General features: G+C 68.9%; 13 protein-coding genes. 6 read left to right on the top strand and 7 right to left on the bottom strand.

Features of this window, described 5'->3' with window-relative positions:
- Positions 1–433: 433 nt before the first annotated feature.
- From ABZ719_RS13120 to ABZ719_RS13110, 3 genes are all read right to left on the bottom strand, one after another.
- The gene (locus ABZ719_RS13120) at positions 434–1,951 is read right to left on the bottom strand and encodes a LacI family DNA-binding transcriptional regulator (RefSeq protein WP_366725279.1); all 1,518 of its coding nucleotides are present in this window, start codon (positions 1,949–1,951) and stop codon (positions 434–436) included.
- Positions 1,952–2,002: 51 nt separating this feature from the next.
- The gene (locus ABZ719_RS13115; RefSeq protein ID WP_366725278.1) at positions 2,003–2,383 is read right to left on the bottom strand and encodes a helix-turn-helix domain-containing protein; all 381 of its coding nucleotides are present in this window, start codon (positions 2,381–2,383) and stop codon (positions 2,003–2,005) included.
- A gap of 64 nt (positions 2,384–2,447) precedes the next feature.
- Positions 2,448–2,687, bottom strand: a complete 240-nt coding sequence (locus tag ABZ719_RS13110) for a helix-turn-helix transcriptional regulator (protein ID WP_366725277.1) — start codon at positions 2,685–2,687, stop codon at positions 2,448–2,450.
- A 518-nt stretch (positions 2,688–3,205) separates the two neighbouring features.
- On the opposite strand from ABZ719_RS13110, the gene ABZ719_RS13105 reads away from it, so the two are divergent.
- The 6 genes from ABZ719_RS13105 (at position 3,206) to ABZ719_RS13080 (ending at position 9,247) form a co-directional block, all read left to right on the top strand.
- Positions 3,206–4,138: a hypothetical protein gene (locus tag ABZ719_RS13105; RefSeq protein WP_366725276.1), complete on the top strand. Its 933-nt coding sequence runs from the start codon at positions 3,206–3,208 to the stop codon at positions 4,136–4,138.
- A complete protein-coding gene (locus tag ABZ719_RS13100; RefSeq protein ID WP_366725374.1) occupies positions 4,135–4,836 on the top strand; it encodes an ATP-binding protein in 702 nt (233 codons plus the stop codon). The genes ABZ719_RS13105 and ABZ719_RS13100 overlap by 4 nt, the downstream gene beginning before the upstream one ends.
- Positions 4,837–5,067: 231 nt before the next feature.
- The gene (locus tag ABZ719_RS13095; protein WP_366725275.1) at positions 5,068–6,354 is read left to right on the top strand and encodes a hypothetical protein; all 1,287 of its coding nucleotides are present in this window, start codon (positions 5,068–5,070) and stop codon (positions 6,352–6,354) included.
- Between the two features lie 183 nt (positions 6,355–6,537).
- Positions 6,538–7,029 carry a plasmid mobilization relaxosome protein MobC gene (gene mobC, locus ABZ719_RS13090; protein ID WP_030606431.1) on the top strand — a complete coding sequence of 164 codons (492 nt, stop codon included), beginning with the start codon at positions 6,538–6,540 and terminating at the stop codon, positions 7,027–7,029.
- Positions 7,026–8,762 (top strand): relaxase/mobilization nuclease domain-containing protein, encoded by a 1,737-nt coding sequence (locus tag ABZ719_RS13085; RefSeq protein ID WP_366725274.1) that lies wholly within the window; start codon positions 7,026–7,028, stop codon positions 8,760–8,762. The genes mobC and ABZ719_RS13085 overlap by 4 nt, the downstream gene beginning before the upstream one ends.
- Before the next feature lie 104 nt (positions 8,763–8,866).
- Positions 8,867–9,247 (top strand): hypothetical protein, encoded by a 381-nt coding sequence (locus ABZ719_RS13080; protein ID WP_366725273.1) that lies wholly within the window; start codon positions 8,867–8,869, stop codon positions 9,245–9,247.
- A 226-nt stretch (positions 9,248–9,473) separates the two neighbouring features.
- Here the strand turns inward: ABZ719_RS13080 and ABZ719_RS13075 are convergent, their stop codons facing one another.
- The 4 genes from ABZ719_RS13075 to ABZ719_RS13060 all read right to left on the bottom strand — a co-directional run bounded on the left by ABZ719_RS13075 (position 9,474) and on the right by ABZ719_RS13060 (position 16,494).
- Positions 9,474–10,295, bottom strand: a complete 822-nt coding sequence (locus ABZ719_RS13075; protein ID WP_366725373.1) for a DUF317 domain-containing protein — start codon at positions 10,293–10,295, stop codon at positions 9,474–9,476.
- A gap of 172 nt (positions 10,296–10,467) precedes the next feature.
- Complete coding sequence (locus tag ABZ719_RS13070; protein WP_366725272.1) at positions 10,468–10,818, bottom strand: DUF317 domain-containing protein; 351 nt, start codon at positions 10,816–10,818, stop codon at positions 10,468–10,470.
- Positions 10,819–11,050: 232 nt separating this feature from the next.
- Positions 11,051–11,917 carry a serine peptidase gene (locus tag ABZ719_RS13065; protein ID WP_366725271.1) on the bottom strand — a complete coding sequence of 289 codons (867 nt, stop codon included), beginning with the start codon at positions 11,915–11,917 and terminating at the stop codon, positions 11,051–11,053.
- Positions 11,914–16,494 (bottom strand): NACHT and WD repeat domain-containing protein, encoded by a 4,581-nt coding sequence (locus ABZ719_RS13060; protein WP_366725270.1) that lies wholly within the window; start codon positions 16,492–16,494, stop codon positions 11,914–11,916. The genes ABZ719_RS13065 and ABZ719_RS13060 overlap by 4 nt, the downstream gene beginning before the upstream one ends.
- Positions 16,495–16,661: the final 167 nt, after the last annotated feature.

Below are 16,661 nucleotides of genomic sequence, written 5' to 3'. Positions count from 1 at the left end.
GTGAACTGGACATACTGCCGCTCCAGAAGTGAGTTCGGAGGTTCGACAGTTCAACTGCGCTGCCCACGCAGGAACTTGGGCTACGTCCGCCCGCGTCGATGCCTCGATCGTCTCAGGCTCACTCGCTCCGGGGCTACTTCCCAGGCGGGGGCACACTGCCGACGTCTGCACCCCACTGACTAGGCCGACTTGCCCGCTTCCTGGTCAGCCCGCCTCTCAAGGCTTTTTGATCCGATTCCGTCCAGAGACTTCTGCGCTGCCGGCTTCCTTGCCCGCGAGGCTCAGCTTTCGACACGGACGCCGAACACCGGACGGCTTCCATGCGCCCGCAATGGGCTTGGGTGGACAAGCTGCGGCTCAATTCAATGAACGGACCGCGTGATCCTGGTAATGACGGCGAGGCCCTGCAGCACCGCTGCAGGGCCTCATGGGGTTATCGGGCGACGAGCGCGCGCGAGCGCAGTAGATCGTTTAGCACGCGCACTGGTGACGTCGGATACATCACCAGTCGGGCGTCGAGCGCCGCCTCCCACTGCTCGGTCAAGCCAAGCATGAGGCGTTTCCGCATGCCTGGGGTGACGTGGGCGTACCGCGCGGAGACGGAGCCGTCGATGTGGCCCATGCGTTCGTCCATGAGCACCTTCTCGGTTCCCAAGTCCTCCATCATCGTCCGGTGGGTGTGGCGAAGGCCATGGGGCGTGAGCCCCTTGGCTATCGGGAGCCAGCAGGCGTCAGCCCGATCGCTGGCACCCCGTCCCCGGACCGGGACGCCGGGCCACGGTTCGCCGAGCAAGGGCACCGGCCGTGGCTCCTGCGGCGCCTTCTTCGGGTACCAGCCGGAGACCGCCGGCGTGAACAACCAGGTCGCGAAACCGTTCCTGCGCCAGTGGGCGGCATGCTCCGGCACGACGCCGCCCCGGACGAACCGGAGGTCCGCGATGGCCTGCTCGACCTTCTCTCGCGTGGCCTCGGTGACGCGTTCCGAGTGGTTGAGGACGTTGGACACCGTGCCGGTCGAGACGCCGGCACGGCGGGCGACGTCGACGAGCTTCGCGCCCTGGTGGCCACCGGCACGGGCCGCGCCCTGTCCTCGGAAGACGTAGGTCTTGCCGTGGCAGGGGCATGGCTTGGGCTTCGTGCGGGCGATGTGGTTGGCGACCAGCGCGGACAGCCAGTCCATCGAGTCGATGGTGCGGTAGCTGTCGTCCTTCGGCGGGCAGCGCACCAGCTCGCCCGTGTCGAGCTCGTACAGCTGCCACTCGACCCGGACGGCTCCAGGGCGGACGAACGCGGTCTCCAGGCCGACGATCTCGCCCCAGCGCATGCCGGTGTACCCCTTGAGGACCACGGCGACGAACTCGTCGTCGCGGCCGGAGAGCAGGGCAGCTCGCTCGGCGGTCAGCAGAATGCCGAGCGCGTCGGTGACCACCTTCTCCGGACCACGGTCTCGGGAGCGGCCGGCGCGTTTGCCCCGTCCGCGCCGCCTTGCGGCCGGGTTGGACGTGATCAGGCCCTCGTCGATCGCGTCCTCGAAGATCAGGTGGAGCGTCGAGCGCCAGGTCTTGACGCTGGACGCCGCGTAGAGGGCCTTCTCCTTCTTCTCCCACAGGTCGACGTCCGTGCGCAGGATGCCGGCGAGCGCCTTGTCCTCGAACTCGGGGAGGAGGTGCTCCTCGATGTGGCGCTTGTAGTTCTGCATGGTCGAGGCGGCCAGGTCCTGGGCCTCGTACCAGCGGTTCGCGTACTCGCCGAAGGTCTCCTGGCCGAGGGCCGGGTCGCGCCAGTCGCCGCGACGGTACTTGTTCTCGGCCTCGGCCGCTGCCCGTTGGGCCTCGCCCTTGGTGGCGAACCTGATCGCCTTGCCGTTCTCGTCGACGACCGTGTTGTGCTTGCCGGGCGCGACCTTGTACCGGCCGCGCCAGTAATTTCCGCGCTTCTCCGCGAAACCCAAGTCCCGCTCTCCCCCTCTTCCTTGTCCTCGGCTACGGCAGATGCGATCGGGTCACGCGACAGTGCCGTACTGCTGCTGTCGACGCGGCGGGCGGCCCCGCAGACGGGTCGCCGGCGCAACGACAGGGCGGCGAGGTTGCCCGGAGCCGGTCTGCGCACCGGGCTCGGAGAGCGGCTCGGTCACCCGTGCGACTGCCTGCGCAGGCTGGGCCGGCCGCTGCTCGTAGAGGCGGATGATCTCGGCGAGGTGCTCGGCGGTGAAGCGGTAGGCACGGCCGACCCGGGTGTGCGGTATCAGGCGACGTCGCGCGCGGTCCTTGACCCACCAGGCCGAGCATCCGAGGGTGTCGGCGATCTCCTCGGGGCAGTAGAGGCGGGGCGGAGGGGCGTCGGACGGCCCGTGGGGGACGAGCGCGGGCGTGGATCGGCGCAAGGGGGCGGCTCCTGGTCGGGAAGTCGGGGAGGGCTGCGTGGGCGGCTCAGGCGGCGCCCGGCCCCTAGAGGAGGGCGGCGGGTGACACCTGCAGGGCTGCGGCGATGGCGACGAGGTCGTCGATATCGCATCGCCGCTTGGCGAGTTCGATGCGGGACAGCATCGTGTTGGACATAGGACGGCCCAAAGCGGTACACCGCGCGGCGAGTTGGCGCTGCCCAAGGTTGCGTTCCGTGCGAAGGATTTCGATGGTGCGAGCAGCCAGCATTCCTGCGGGCCCTATTTCCAGAGATCGTGCTGCCATGGCTCCAGTTGTAGCGTGCATTCGCCGGTTTGGTTAACCGGCGATCGTCGGCTATGTTGCGCCGCGCTCAATCGGTGAGCGAGGCGATCGGGGTGCTGTGCAGAGCCGGATCCCCGAACGGGCCCCAACACCAGAGAGCCTCTCTGACGTGGGGTGTTGTGTTGTAGCTTCGTCGCTCGCGGGACGTCAACGGATTGCCGATGTGATCCTTCTGGCTCGGGATGCGGGGCAACTATTTGGTCAACCGCCGATCGTGCCCTACCTTTTTCGCACCGCCCTCGCCGACTCGATTTCCAGCGGCATTTCTGCCGTGAGAGATTGCGCCGGATAGGGCTGGACTTGCGCGACCTGGGTGTGGCTATGTTGACGACACCCCGGAAAGCGCGAGCGGCCATCAACGCTCCCGCGTCAACGGCCAGACATCCCCGCCCTTCACGCCCGACCCGCCCCGACCCGCCCCGACCAACGGTGAACCGTGGGCACCCAGCCCACCGGCCACCGAGTGAGGACCGCCCCTCTTGGCACGAATCCGCACCATCAAACCGGAAGCCTTCGTCTCCGAGTCCCTGGCCGCCGTCTCCCTGACCGCCGAGCGCACCTTCTTCGGCCTGCTCACCCAGGCTGACGACCAGGGGCGCCACCGCGACCACGCCGCGATCACCGCCGGGCAGCTGTGGGTCCTGCGCCCGGAACACACGCCTGGCGCTGTCGAGCAGGACCTCGCCCAGCTCGCCGACGCCGGACTGATATGCCGCTACAAGGGCCCGGGCGACAAGCGCTACCTGCACATCGTCACCTGGCGGCAGCATCAGAAGATCAATCGTCCCAGCGCGAGCCGTCTTCCAGCCTGCCCGCACCACGACACGCAGGCTCGCACCGCGCCCGGCGTCGATGCGTCGGCTGCGGGAGTGGGCGTCATGGAGCCCGCACCGCAGCCTCACGGAGCCCTCCGTGAGGACTCCGGGCGAATACGCGAGCCTGCGGTGAATCCGGTCACCGATGACGAAACAGCAGGTCAGAGCGACTTCTGTGAGTCCTCCGCGAGACGGCGGGGAGGGCTCAGTGAGGGAGCGGTGACGCCTCAGCGTCCGGATCTAGGACCTAGGACCATGGATCTAGGAAATACCCCTTCGGGGGGCGCGAGCGCCCCCGCACCCCACGCCGTCTCGGCCAACGAGCTCATCGCCGAGTACGCCGCCGCTTGCGCACACCGTCCGCCCAAGGACGTCCTGGGCCATCTCGCTCGCGAGGTGCGCAAGCTGCTCGGCGAGGGCATCGCCCCCGCCCACATCCGGGCCGGCCTGGAACGGCACCGCGCCAAGGGCCTGCACCCCAGCACTCTGCCGAGCCTCGTGCACGAGGCCATGAACGCGGCCCCCACCGCGCCGGTTGTCCACAGGGCGTGGACAAACCCCGCCGATGTCGAAGCCGCCTACGGAGGTGACCTCTGACCGCCACCCTCACCCGCGAGCCCCACCGGGTCGGCCCGCTCGCCGACCGGCTCAACGGCATCCTTGCCAGTCGAGGCATCGACCTCGCCACCGCCGCCGTGGAAGAAGGGCACGCCGAACCCGTCACCGCGCTGGAACTCGCCGACGCCAGGATCCCCGCCCGGTACCGCCGAGCCCTGGCCGACCACCCGAAGATCACCGCCTGGGCCGACGAGATCGCCCGCGCCGGACGCCCCGGCCCCGGCGGGCCGGGCATCGCCGAGGGCCCGTCGTTGCTGATCGCCGGCCCCACGGGCACGGGCAAGACCTACCAGGCGTACGGGGCCATCCGCACCCTGCTCGCCCGAGGGGTTCGTTTGCGCTGGGAAGCGACCACCACCGCCGACTTCCACGCGCGCCTGCGCCCACGCGCCGGCCACGACGCCGAACGTGACCTACAGACCCTGGCGCGCTGCCCGCTGCTGTTCCTGGACGACCTCGGCGCGGCCAAGACCAGCGAGTGGACCGAGGAGCTGACCTACCGGCTCATCAACCACCGGTACGAGCGCATGCTCCCAACCCTCATCACCACCAACCTTCCGATGGAGCAGCTGCGCGTCACCCTCGGTGACCGCGTTGCCTCCCGCCTCGCCGAGATGACGGAGCGCGTCATCCTCGACGGCCCCGACAGGCGACGCCGCACAGCGCCCGCCGCCTGACTGGCCGCCTCAGCGCCCTCTCCTGGCCGACCCGCCGCATCACCCTCGCTCACACCAGCCCTGCCCGCGCCAGCCACTCGCGTAGGCGGTTGCTCAGCGCTCCGTCGATTCGCCCTTCGCCCTCAATCCTCGACGCCTTGGAGCCCCCTCCTGCTTCCTCTCAGCCCCGTCCCCCTCGCCATACGGATCAGCGGCACGCCGCTCCTTCCTGACTGGGCCACCTCCCCGGTGATGAGCGTGGCGCTCCTCATCCCGCCCGTGGTGCTCGGCCTGCTCGCCGCGTGGCTGATCCGCCAGCAGCGCCTCCGACGGCATCACACCAACCGCTGGCGTGGAACCGCCGCGGTGCCGGTCGCGGCCGTGGCCGCGCTCGGCTGCACCGCGTACAGCGCGGACACCAGCTGGCGGTTCGCCGCCGACTACCTCGGCATGGGCGGCACCGCCGAGCGCGTCGCGATGTTCGCCGCCGCCGAGCTGGCCCTGTTCGCCACCGCCCTGATGGCCCGGCAGAACCTCAACGGCCCGAAGCAGGCTCCCGGCCTGCCCGGCAGCCTCACGTGGGTCATCACCGCCGTACAGGTTCTGCCCGCCTACGCAGAGTCCGGGCCGGTCGGCGGCACCGTGCGAGCCTTCGTCGGCCCAGTCATGGCCGCGATGCTGTGGCACCTGGCCATGGGCATCGAGCTGCGCCACCGCACCCCCGACGCCGCCTCACGCGGCCTGGCCGCCATCCTCGTTCGCCAGGCTCGCGAACGCCTCCTGGCCCGGCTCGGCATCGCCGACCAGGACGCCGATGCCGCCCGCCTCATCCGCGACCGCGCGCTGAGCGAAGCCGTCGCCCTGATCCTGCGCGCCGAGTCGATGACCGACCGCCAGCGCGGCAAGCGACGGGGCCGACGTCTGACAGAGCGCCTGCACGAGGCCCTGGAGCGGGCCGACGTCGACAGCGACCCGCTCCAGGACAAGCTGCTGCTGCGCAAGCTCGCCACCCGCAAGCAGGCCCTCGGCCTCGCTTCCATCGCGCTCCCGCCGCGCTGGGAAGTCCCGGCCTCCAACCCCGCCCGGGAATCCGAGCACAGCAGCCTGCGCTCCGGCCGCACGGCACAACTGCCGCGGGCAGAGGAAACTGCCCGCCCGCACCCGTCAGATCCGGGTGACGACGAGCTCCCTCCGGCTGCCCGCCCGCAGCCTGCCCGCCCGGTTCCCGGGCTGCCCGCCCGCGCAGAAGCCGAAGACAGCCCAGCACCGACGGGCAACAGCGCGGGCAACGGGTCGGGCAGGCGTGAACGGAAGGCGGCTGCCCGGAAGAAACGTGACGTCGGCAAAGCCCGTGCCTCCGACGAGGTCATCCTCAAGCACGCTCGCCGCATCTACGAGGAGACCGGCAGCGTCGGACGCGACCGGGTCGAGGACGCCCTGCGCGCCGTCGGCTACACCGTCTCCAGCGACGGCGTCGGACGAGTCGTCCGCGAGTTCAAGGCCCAGCTCAAAGCCGTAGCCGGTACTGCGTCCCGCTGATCCCCGCAGCACCAGCACTCCCGACCAGACCCCGACCCGAAAGGCCCCATGCACACCCCTCACCACGAAGACCCCACCACCCACGGTGAATCGCTGCCGATCACCCCTGCCCCAGGCGGAGCAAGTTGGAGGTCCGGACACTCCCCCGCAGGGGGAGCGCCCGAGCCTGACCCCGCCCCGGGGGTGGCGGGGCCCGTCCGGCGCCAGGGGGCGCCGGACGGGAAGGCTGCGACCGGGGGCGGACCGCAGCCAGGCAAGGCCAGCCGCAAGGGCAAGGCCAGGAGGGGGAAGTCGCGTCCGCGTGACAAGAAGCAGCGCCCCGCTCACAGCGTCCGCCTCAACGAGCTAGAACTCGCCATCATCCAGTCCGGCGCCGACCACGTCGGCATGAGCGTGGCCGGGTTCATGGCCCACTCCGCGCTGGCCGCTGCCCGCGACCAGTCCCGCACCGCAGCGGCCATCGCCACCGAGCGGGACATCCTGACTGCCCTGTTCGGTGTGCGCCGTCAGCTCGGCTGGGCGGGTGGCAACGTCAACCAGATCGCCAAGGCCCTCAACTCCGGTGCCGACGCACCGCACTTCGCCGCTGCCCTCGACGATCTGCAGCGTGCCGCACAGGCCGTCCAGCGGGCAGCCGACAGGGTTGCCAACGGGCAGGAGGGCGAGGCGGCTTGATCCCTCGGATCCACCAGCAGGGCAGCAACGCCCTCGGGCTCCTGCACTACCTGTACGGCAAGGGCACCCACGAGGAGCACATCGATCCGCACCTTGTCGCTTCCTTCGACGGCATGGCCCCCGACCCCGGCCGCGACCCCTCGGTCACGAAGAAGGACCTCCAGCACCTCCTCGACCAAACGCTGTCCCTGCTCGACGCGGACCGGCGTCCCGACAAGTACGTCTGGCACTGCTCGGTGCGCGCCGCGCCTGACGATCCGATCCTGTCCGACGAGCAGTGGGGCGACATCGCCCGCCGTATGGTCGCCGCCACCGGCATCGACCCCGGCGACGGCGCCGGCTGCCGCTGGGCAGCCGTCCGTCACGCCGACGACCACATCCACATCATCGCTACCCTCGTCCGCGAGGACGGCCGCCGCCCCGACCACCACCGCTCCGGCAAACGCGCCCAGGCCGAGTGCCGCCTGATCGAAAAGGAACTCGGCCTGCACCAAGTCGCGCCCGGGGACAGCACCGCCGCCAAGCGGGCCACCAGCGCGGAACGGCACAAGGCCGAACGACAGGGCAGGGAGCGCCCTGCACGCGAGGAGCTGCGGGAGACCGTACGGCGCGCGGTGGCCGGCGCGAGCAGCGAGGAGGAGTTCTTCGACCGCCTGGCCGCCGCCGGTCTGCTGATCCGCAAGCGCGTCGCGCCCTCAGGTGATCTGCTCGGCTACAAGGTCGCGCTGCCCGATGACCGCAACGGTGAGAAGGAGCCGGTGTTCTACGCGGGTTCCACGCTCGCAGCCGATCTGTCCCTGCCCCGCATCCGCGAACGCTGGACCCTGCCCGGGGAGGCCGCAGCCTCGGCGGACGGTTCGCGGCCGGAGCAGCCGGTCCTGCCGGACGTGACAGGTCCCGCGTTCGCGCGGCATCGGGCCACCGCCGCTACCTGGCAGGCGCTGCTGATCATCGATAACGGTGACGACGGTGCAGCAGCGGCCCAGATCGCCGCGGCGGGTGAGGTCCTGGACGCGCTGGCCAAGACCTCCGCCGCCCACACCCGCGCTGAGCTGCGCGAGGCGGCGTTCGTGTTCGAGCGTGCCAGCCGCTCCCACGTGAAGGCTGTACGCGGGCACGACCGCGCCCTGCGTCAGGCCGCCCGCGACCTCGTCCACAGCGGACCCGCCCTGGGCCGCGGGGAAGACGGCGCCACCACCGCCATGCTCATCGACATGGCCTTCTTCCTCGCGATCGCCGCGGCGAACTGGCACGCGAAGAAGCATCACAGCCAGCAGGCCGCAGCGGCCCAGCAGGCGGCCGAACACCTGCGCGCCGCCTACCAAGCCGCTGCGGCCGAGTCCATGGCCGTCCTCCGCCAGCGAGGCCAACGTCTGGCCCTGCGTGCTCGGCAGCGGCAAGCCGACCTCCTGCGCGAGGTGCTGCCAGACCTGGCCGCAAGGGTCCAGGTCGAGCCCGGCTGGACCGCCCTGGCCGCCACCCTCGACGACGCGCGGAAAGCCGGCCATGACCCGGGCGCCCTGCTGACCGAAGCCGCCCGGCGGCGCGAGCTCGACACCGCCACCTTCATCAGCGACGTCCTCGTCTGGCGCCTGCGCCGCAGCGCCCACCTGCCCGCCCTGCCCGAGAGCTCCCGCGAGACGCCCGCCCCAGGCAGTCGGCGCCAAGGGCTCTCGGCGCCCAGCACGCCGCTGCCGCAGGGCACCGTGAACCATTCCAGCCGCCGCCGCTGACCGGAAAGCGATGCAACATAGCCGACGATCGCCGGTTGGGCAAAACGGCGATCCTCCGGACCATTGATGTCTCCACCCACCCCACTCCCATGAGGAGCACCCGCATGCCCAAGACCCAAGCCCGACCGGAGATCGTCGTCCTGCTCTGCGACGCGGACTTCAAGCGCCGGCGTGAGACCAACACGTGGCACCACCTCGATGGACGCCCGTTCAGCAAGGACGAGCAGGGCCTCGTTCGCAGGGCCACTCGCGTCGAGTTCGAAGAGATAGCGTCTCAGCTCAAGCGATACCGGGACTACCGGCGCACGGTGGACGAAGCTCCGGATGCCCTGGAGCAGTTCCTGGCCCCGTTCATGGAGCGGCTCGCCGAGAAGAAGCTCGGCAACGCCGTCGAGCTCATGAACGAGGACGAGCGAGCCGAGCTCGATCGCCTCCTCGGGCTCATCGTCGATCCAGTCCGTCCCTTCGCCCCGTACACCTTCTGACCGGGGCCCCCATGACCAGCATGGTAGTGCGCTCCCCGTAGCCAGCCTCTGACACACAGAGCCATGGGCATTCAGGCGGTAGCGGTACGGCGCGCCGCCGCGACTGAAGCATGGACCGCTCCCTGTAACCGCGGACCGTAACGCCACGCAGACTCCGGCCAAGGCACAGCAGCACGAAGCCGGGCCTCCCCGAGGGGAGGCCCGGCTTCCATGCGTTGGATGGCCCTCAGCTGGCTGGAGCGCGCAGGAGCCGGTCGCGTGTGCTCTCCGGCAGCACCCGGCGCAGGACCGGTGCGCTGGAGCTGAGGGAGTCAGCGAAGGCGGCGACGAGGTCGTGCGGCACGCTGCTGCTGAACGACGCGGCCCACAGGTAGCCCGCGCCGAGCACCGGCTCGGCCCACGCCTGCCACCCGGCCAAGGCCGCCTCGTCCGCCTCAGCCACCAGCGCCAGGAGGTTGCCGTCCTGGATGAGGGGCGGCACCTCACCGAGGCGGACGTGGGAGGCGAACGTTGGATCCACCGCGCCTGTGCCGGGTTGGTCGACGCCGCGCAGCCACCCGTGCGCTGTAACAGCGTCGAGGACCAGCTCAGGCCCACCGCACGGCAGGGCGGGCTGATCGCGGGCGTCGAGCGCGACAAGGAAGCCGGCGAGGATCTCCCCCGGGACCTCGGGGGTGAAGTAGGCCGACCACTGGGCGAGCGGGCTGCTCGGGTCCGTACGAGCGGCCACTTGCCAGGCGATCGGCAGGTTCCCCAGGTGGAACGGCTCGTCCGGCATGACCCACTGCGCCCACCGCAGGGAGTCGGGACTGATGTGCAGGACGGTGCTGCGCAGGACCTGGCGGTCCTCCGGCGCCTCGTCCGGCTCCTGGCGCCCGCGGACGATCGTCAGGCTCGTCCAACCCAGGCCGGCGAGCGTGTCAGCGACGGCGTCGTACAGGCGGCCGTCGTCACCGGCCAGGTGCCGGGGACCGACCCAGTACGCGGACGTGACACCAGCCAAAGCAGGTGGATCGATCGGGAAATCGGAATGCAGGTACGCCTCCAAGAGGTTGTGGGCCGGGGGCTTGATGCCGCCAGCGGTGCGTGCGACTGGATGGAGGTGCCGGGCCGGCTTCGCGGCGGCCACGGGTGGCAGACAACCGGGCCACCCGTCTCTCCCTCAACAGACAGATCAGACGACGGGCTCCCCCAAGAGCGCTGACTCGAGCCTTTGACTGTCACACCCGCTGGGACGTCTCCAGCACACGAGCGACTGCGGCGACGACGTCCGCCGGCGTCTCGGTGTCGAAGGAGGTCTGGTAGCCGCGCACCTTGGCCGTACCGGTGACGGCGATCTTCCACCCCTCGCCGTCGGTACCAGGGCGGCCAGACGGAAACCAACCGAGATAGAAGGATCCATCCTTCGAGTTGACGTGTACGTCCGCGCGGTCGTCGACGACTAGGCGGAAGTCGTCGGCGGAGAACTGATCCATCACGACCGTGGCCTGACCCGGCCCGAGCAGCCACTCACGCAGCCGCAGAGCCTCGACGGTGGTAGAGAATCCGGGACCCGAGGACGCCGCTGTCACGGGCAATCACCTCTTTGACCTGGTGCTTTGCAAGAAGGTCGTCCAGGTTCACATGCCACTGCCGCGTTGGCCAGTCATTCGTGGATCTTTGCTGTCTGCCCCCCGCGAACCGTCCTCTGACATCAATCCGGTCGTTTGACAGCGAACCTAGTCGTGCACGGTGAGCACGCTCCTGCATGCAGGGGCGTTACCTGCGACGCTAGATCGTTGAAGACGCAGACCGGCGAGAGTCTCAGGCGATCTGGTCCGGGTTTGTCGGGTTGAGGACGAAGGGAGTAATCGCTGCAGCGGTGAGCGGGGAGGACAAATACGCTCCGAGGGTGTGGAAGTCGATACGGCCAATCGGGGTGTCGGCGTGCTGGTCAACGGGGAATCGATCGCCGAGCCGACGGGGAATCGCTACAAGGTCACCTGTGTCGGCGAGGTTCACCCAGTAGTGGACCCCGGCAGGTCGGGCACCCCGATCGGCGATGGGTGCGGGCACCAGGTGATCAAAAATCCCGCCCGGCAGGCCAAGGGGAGAGCCCAGCGTCACGAAGCAGTCCACGGTCAGTTCCGGGTGAGCGTGGAGGGCCTCGTACGCGACGACGGAGCCGAGGGAGTGCGCCAGCACCACGCGGGGGCGCACCCGCCGAATCGACTCGGCCACGGCGGATCGGGCGGCAGCCCGTACCTGCGGAACATGGAGGTAGCGGCGGACCTCGCCCGCCAGCTGGACGGCGAGCCGGATGACCGTCCCGATGGGGATGTTGCGGCGTCGGGAAACCCAGGACAAGACCTGCCGCAGCGGTGCAGTAATCAGTCCCTGCCGCTCCTGAAGGGTGGGTGAACCCAGGGCCAGCGCCCAGGCGATGACCACGGACTGTTCTCGTTCGTCGATGGCAAGTACATCCGGCACGACGGCCTGCCGCTCCCCGGCGTGGGTGTGGTGAGCGTAGTACGCGACGTGTAGGGCAGGGAGTCGGTGGGCGCCCAGACCGGCGGCCGTGAAGCCACGCTGAAGTTTGAGCCGCCACTGCCCTGCTAGTTCGGTGGCCGCCTGTTCCGGCGAGCGGCCGCTCAGGTGGTTGCCGATGCCGTGCACTGCGACGATCGTCACTGCTCTGGTCCCTCCTCCAAGTGACAATGAACGGAGTACGCCGGGAACCGCCACGGGCCGCCGGTGGTCACGCCGTCGACCTTGCTGATCTCGTACACGTGTGCCTCCAGCCGCACGACCTCAAATCCCTCGGGCGTCAGTACGTCGACGAGAGCATCGTGGAGTTGGGCAGTCGTCGCAGTGATGGGGCGGGCATAGACCAGGCCGAAGGAAGGCGGCAGTCCACCCTCCCATTCGTCGACGGTGTACAACTCCCACCCGTCTGCGCGGGCATCGCCACATAGCAGTTCGCCCGGCAACCAAGCTAGGACGTGGGTGACGTGGACGGTCGGCCGCGTCGGATGGAGCGCCGGCGCCGTTTCGGAGCAGGCCCACCTGAGCGCCGTGACATGGCCGGCCTTGCTGCCCACCAGCACGCCGTTTTCGTAGGGGGCGATCGTGTGTACTCGATCCGGTACTGGGGCCGGCGGTCCGAGTGGATCGCCGGATTCGGCATCCCATGCCTGGATCTCTGTCTCGCTTGCAGCGGCCACGAGTACTGGCCTGCCGTTCACTTGGCTGACAGTCATCACCCGAGGGCCGGCCACGGGGACGGAACCCACGAGCGATGCCGTCACAAGGTCCCAGATCCGCACCTGATCGTCGTCCGACGATTGCTCGGCAGCGAACAGGCGCTCGCCCTGCATCGCGATCGCTCCGATCCGGTCCAGCGTGAGCGCTTGCCGCAGGGTGCTGTCAGCCAGGGACCAGAGACAGACCCTGTGCTCGTTGTGCACGCTGATCAGGAGCGACTCGCCGCCGACGGCGCCTGCGACCAGCTCTGTGACCGGCCCCTCCGCGCTGGCGAGGAGATGGGAAGGCGACTCCTTGATCGTGTCCCAGACATGGATACCGCCGTCGGCACCGCCGACCACGGCCCACACCGAATCGCCGTGTGGCACAGCGGCCAATGCGGTGGCCGGGGAGGGGAGGCGGACCGTCGACTCCAGGGCATCCTCACGGACATTCCAGGTGTCGAGCTCATTCTCCGTGGTCACCGTGACGATGTAGGACGCGTCGCTGGCCGTTACGGTGGTGGCATGGCTGAGCCTGCCCAGGTCGGCCAATTCGCGATCCTCGGCGCCGGTGTTCAGGTCCCAAGCCTTGATCGTGCCGGACACGAGTTCGGCGCTGAGTGCGAGATCCGAGCCGCCCAGCCGGATGGTGCCGAGCATTGTGGCGGGGTGCCAGTGGTTTTGGCCGTGCCCGAAGCGTGGGCAAACGTCGAGGTCCCACACCCGCACATTGCCGTCGCGATGGGCGGTCAGCGCGAGCTGAAAGTGGTCGACGCGGCGGATATCTCCTAGCGCCAGCCTTCTGTCCTCTGCGCGTGTGACGACCTGGACGGTGTCACCGTTCGCCCGGACCGCGTACATGCCGGGGGTGTAGGCGACGAGGGAGAACAGAGGGGCCAGCGCGTCGGTGCGCTGGATCCGCACTGCTTGGAGCCCGCCGGCCGATGTGAGGCAGACGGGCCGCCCGTCCAGTTTGCGCAGCACCCTCGGTCCGTCATCATGAGGTTCGGCGCAAACATAGTGGATCGCGAGGGAACCGTCCGCAGACTCCACTGCGAGTAGCGAGCAGATGGTGATGTCCCCGGCGTTGACGGTGTCGAGGGTTGTGCCGAACGACTCATCCAGCAGGCCGATCCGGCTGATGTCACCATTGCCCCGACCAACTACAAGGACGGCCTCATTCCCAGTGTCGGCGACCGCCAGGGCCGAGACCCCCGCGCCGTCGAGGTGCGCGTCGGCAATGATCGCGCCAGTGGCGAGATCGTGCAGCCGCAGAACGTTCTGGTCAGTCACCAAGGCAATGACCACCCGCTCCTCCAGATCCACGATCACCATGTGAGTGATGGCATCTCTGTCTGTCCGGAGTGTCGAGGAGTACCGGAGGACTGCGCCGGTTCGGCTCGGTGTGATGTCCCACGCTTGGAGGGAGCCGTCGGTGCCGCCGAACACAGCGAGGAGCCGTCGATCGACAGCTCCCAGGGCAAGGGCTGACACTGTGGTGCCCAACTCGTCCTTGGTGATGACGTGAAGCAGAGCCTCCTCAGGCAAGCCCGTACTCCAGCGTGTGCGGAACACCGAATGTTCGTCTTCGAGATGGCGCGCCAGTCCGGCCGCCCGGTAGGTCACAAGGCTCTGATGAAGCCTCGCACGCCGTGTCTCCAGCAATCCGTCCTGTCCGAAGCGGCTGCCACGACCGAATGCTTTCTGGTACGCGGCTCCGGCTCGCCGCGCCGTGGGGGTTTTCGTCCTGTGAACGGCTTCCCAGATGCTGTTGCGGTCGGCGCGGACTAGGTACTCCGGGTCTAGGAACAACTGGTCGACTGCGGATCCGCCCGGCACAGCGACGGCATGCTCCATGAGGTGTCGTAGCAGATACGGTGCAGCGAGGTCCCACCGAGGCCCCTCAGCGGCCCACCGGCCGGGGACGGCAGACAATAGCTCGTGGAAGAGCTTGTCGGTGAGTCCGTCGAGTTCGGCCCCGGCGTCCCGGAAGTGTTCGGTGATCGTCTCGTGGAAGAACCGGTAGAGCTGACGTCCGTCCGAGTCGATGTTCGTCCGTAGATAGAAGCGGGCGGTGGCCAACTTTTCGCGGGCTTCGCCCGGGGTCAGCGGGCGAAGCCCCTGCCCTGCGGCCATGGCGGCAGCGCTGGCCGCTGCCGCCACAAGCTCCAGTGGCATACCCTGGCCCCGCGCTTGTGCCAGCCCCACCATCACGTGCCGCATCCACGGGTCGCCGTCCATTGTGGTCCGCAAATGCAGTTCGAGTAGGTGCGGCAGACTCTGCGGTAGCCGGGCGACCGCCTCGGCAGGTTTCAGGGGCACGCCGGCCCGCAGGAAGTCGGCGAAGAGTGCTGCGACGAGGAAGGTGCTGCGATTGCGGCTATGAGCGATCGCGGTGGCAACCGCATGGGCTACGGACTCGCGGAGGGCCTGGTCGCTGTAACCGGGTGCGCTGTACAGGATGTCGGCGATGTAGGTCGTGAGGTCGTTCGCAAGGTCCTCGACATTGGAAGAGCTGTCCAGGTCAAGCACCACCCGGCGGGCACCGGGCGCTTCCCAGAACCGGTGGCCGTCAGTCTGCGGCGGGCGCATTCCAACGAGCGCTCGGAAGGCGGGGCGGCCGTCGGAGCGGAGCGTGCGCAGGAGCTGGGGTAGCAGATCGCGGAGGATGCGGTCGCTCTCCAGGGCTTCGTCAATGGCATCGAGGATGAGTATTACCGGTTCTGACAGGTCCTGGGCGATGCGTTTCAGCTGGTCGAGAGCTGGCTCACTGCTAGCGGCGGCCGGCGCCGTGTCCTCGGGAGTAAGTTGCGCCGTGATCGAAGCGATCACCTCGTCCGTACTCCGGTGCCGGGCATGGACCGCGACAAGAGTCGGGTACCTACGCTCCGGGCGGTACTGAGCAGGAATGCGGCCAACCAGCCCGGCACTCAGCTCGGCGAGCTGGTTGTGCGACAGGAAGACCGTTACCCCCAGAAGCGCCGACTTTCCAGCCCCCGGGCTTCCGGTGACCAGCAACAGGGTGTCGTCGCTCGCCAACCAGGAGCGAATCTGGCTCAGCTCACGGGTTCGCCCAGTAAAGAGGCAGGCCGTGATCGCAGCGGCGTCGTCCAGGCGGCCGGACGCCCGGGTGAGGAAGTGGACTGGGTCCAGACCGGGGTCAAACTCCGCCGCGAGTTCCCGGACTGCAAATCGCAGTCGGCTCCGAAGCCGCTGCCAGCCGTCAGTGCTATACGCCGGGTTGGCGAAGAACTCCGGTACCGGCAACGAGGCGGCTCGGCGCGGCGAGTGCACCACGGTCTGTGGATACCCCTCGCCGAGGCGGACCAGCTCCCGCGCGATCTCGTCAGCGACAGCCTCCACCGGCACGTGGGACAGAGTCGGAGAAATGTCCCAGTGCCCCAAGCGGAGCCGATCCAGCGCTTGGGCCGTTGCCTTGGTGAACCGTGCGTCAAAGGCGCTCTCGTCCGCTGTGCAGGCCGCAATTACCCAGGTCCTACGATCGCCTTCGGGAACGTCCTGGAACAGCTGGTAGTCCGTCGCGGCCCCTGCACCGCAAACATCAAGCAGGAACAGGACGGGAGACTGGTTGGAGCTGTGTTCGACCTCGTTCAGCCATCGACCTACATCGATCGCCGACTCCGGGAGGTCGGTCGGACGGCTGTCGTGCACGGGCAGGTACAAGACGCGGCTACGAAGGGCCCCGTGACCGGCAAAGTGAACGATACGGGGCTCGCCCGCCGAATCGTGCCGCAGTTGCCGCCAGCTCTCCTCAATGCTGACCCGGTCCCCGTCGATCACCGGTTCACCGACGTTCAGTCCGTCGAAGCGTGAAAGCACCACAGCGAGTTCGCGCACCTGCGGTTCAACCGATGGCAGCGGGCGCAACCCCTCCGACATGGGGCTCCACTCGCCGTCGATCACGCTCTCAAAGGTCCCAACCCCGAGCAGAAGTGCTCGAACCATCATCCCCCCGTGACCATACGCTTCGGTCTCCAGGCTATCGGGATCGAGGCTGGTCACCCCTCACGACTAGATTGGCTGTCAGGAAAGCCCAGACGACTGCGTCTGCTGTCAAACGCCTCGATTGGATGACGAAGGACACGAACTGAGGCGCAGAGCGCAAGACCTCGCGGTCCAGCCATGGAAAACGGCGTGCGGCCGGTGGGGGCAGTGGTGATAGTTGCCGC

The sequence above is a fragment of the Streptomyces sp. NPDC006743 genome (assembly GCF_040703815.1).
Lineage (GTDB): Bacteria > Actinomycetota > Actinomycetes > Streptomycetales > Streptomycetaceae > Streptomyces.
Note: the sequence above shows the minus strand (reverse complement) of the source record. Positions and strands in the feature narration are given on the sequence as shown.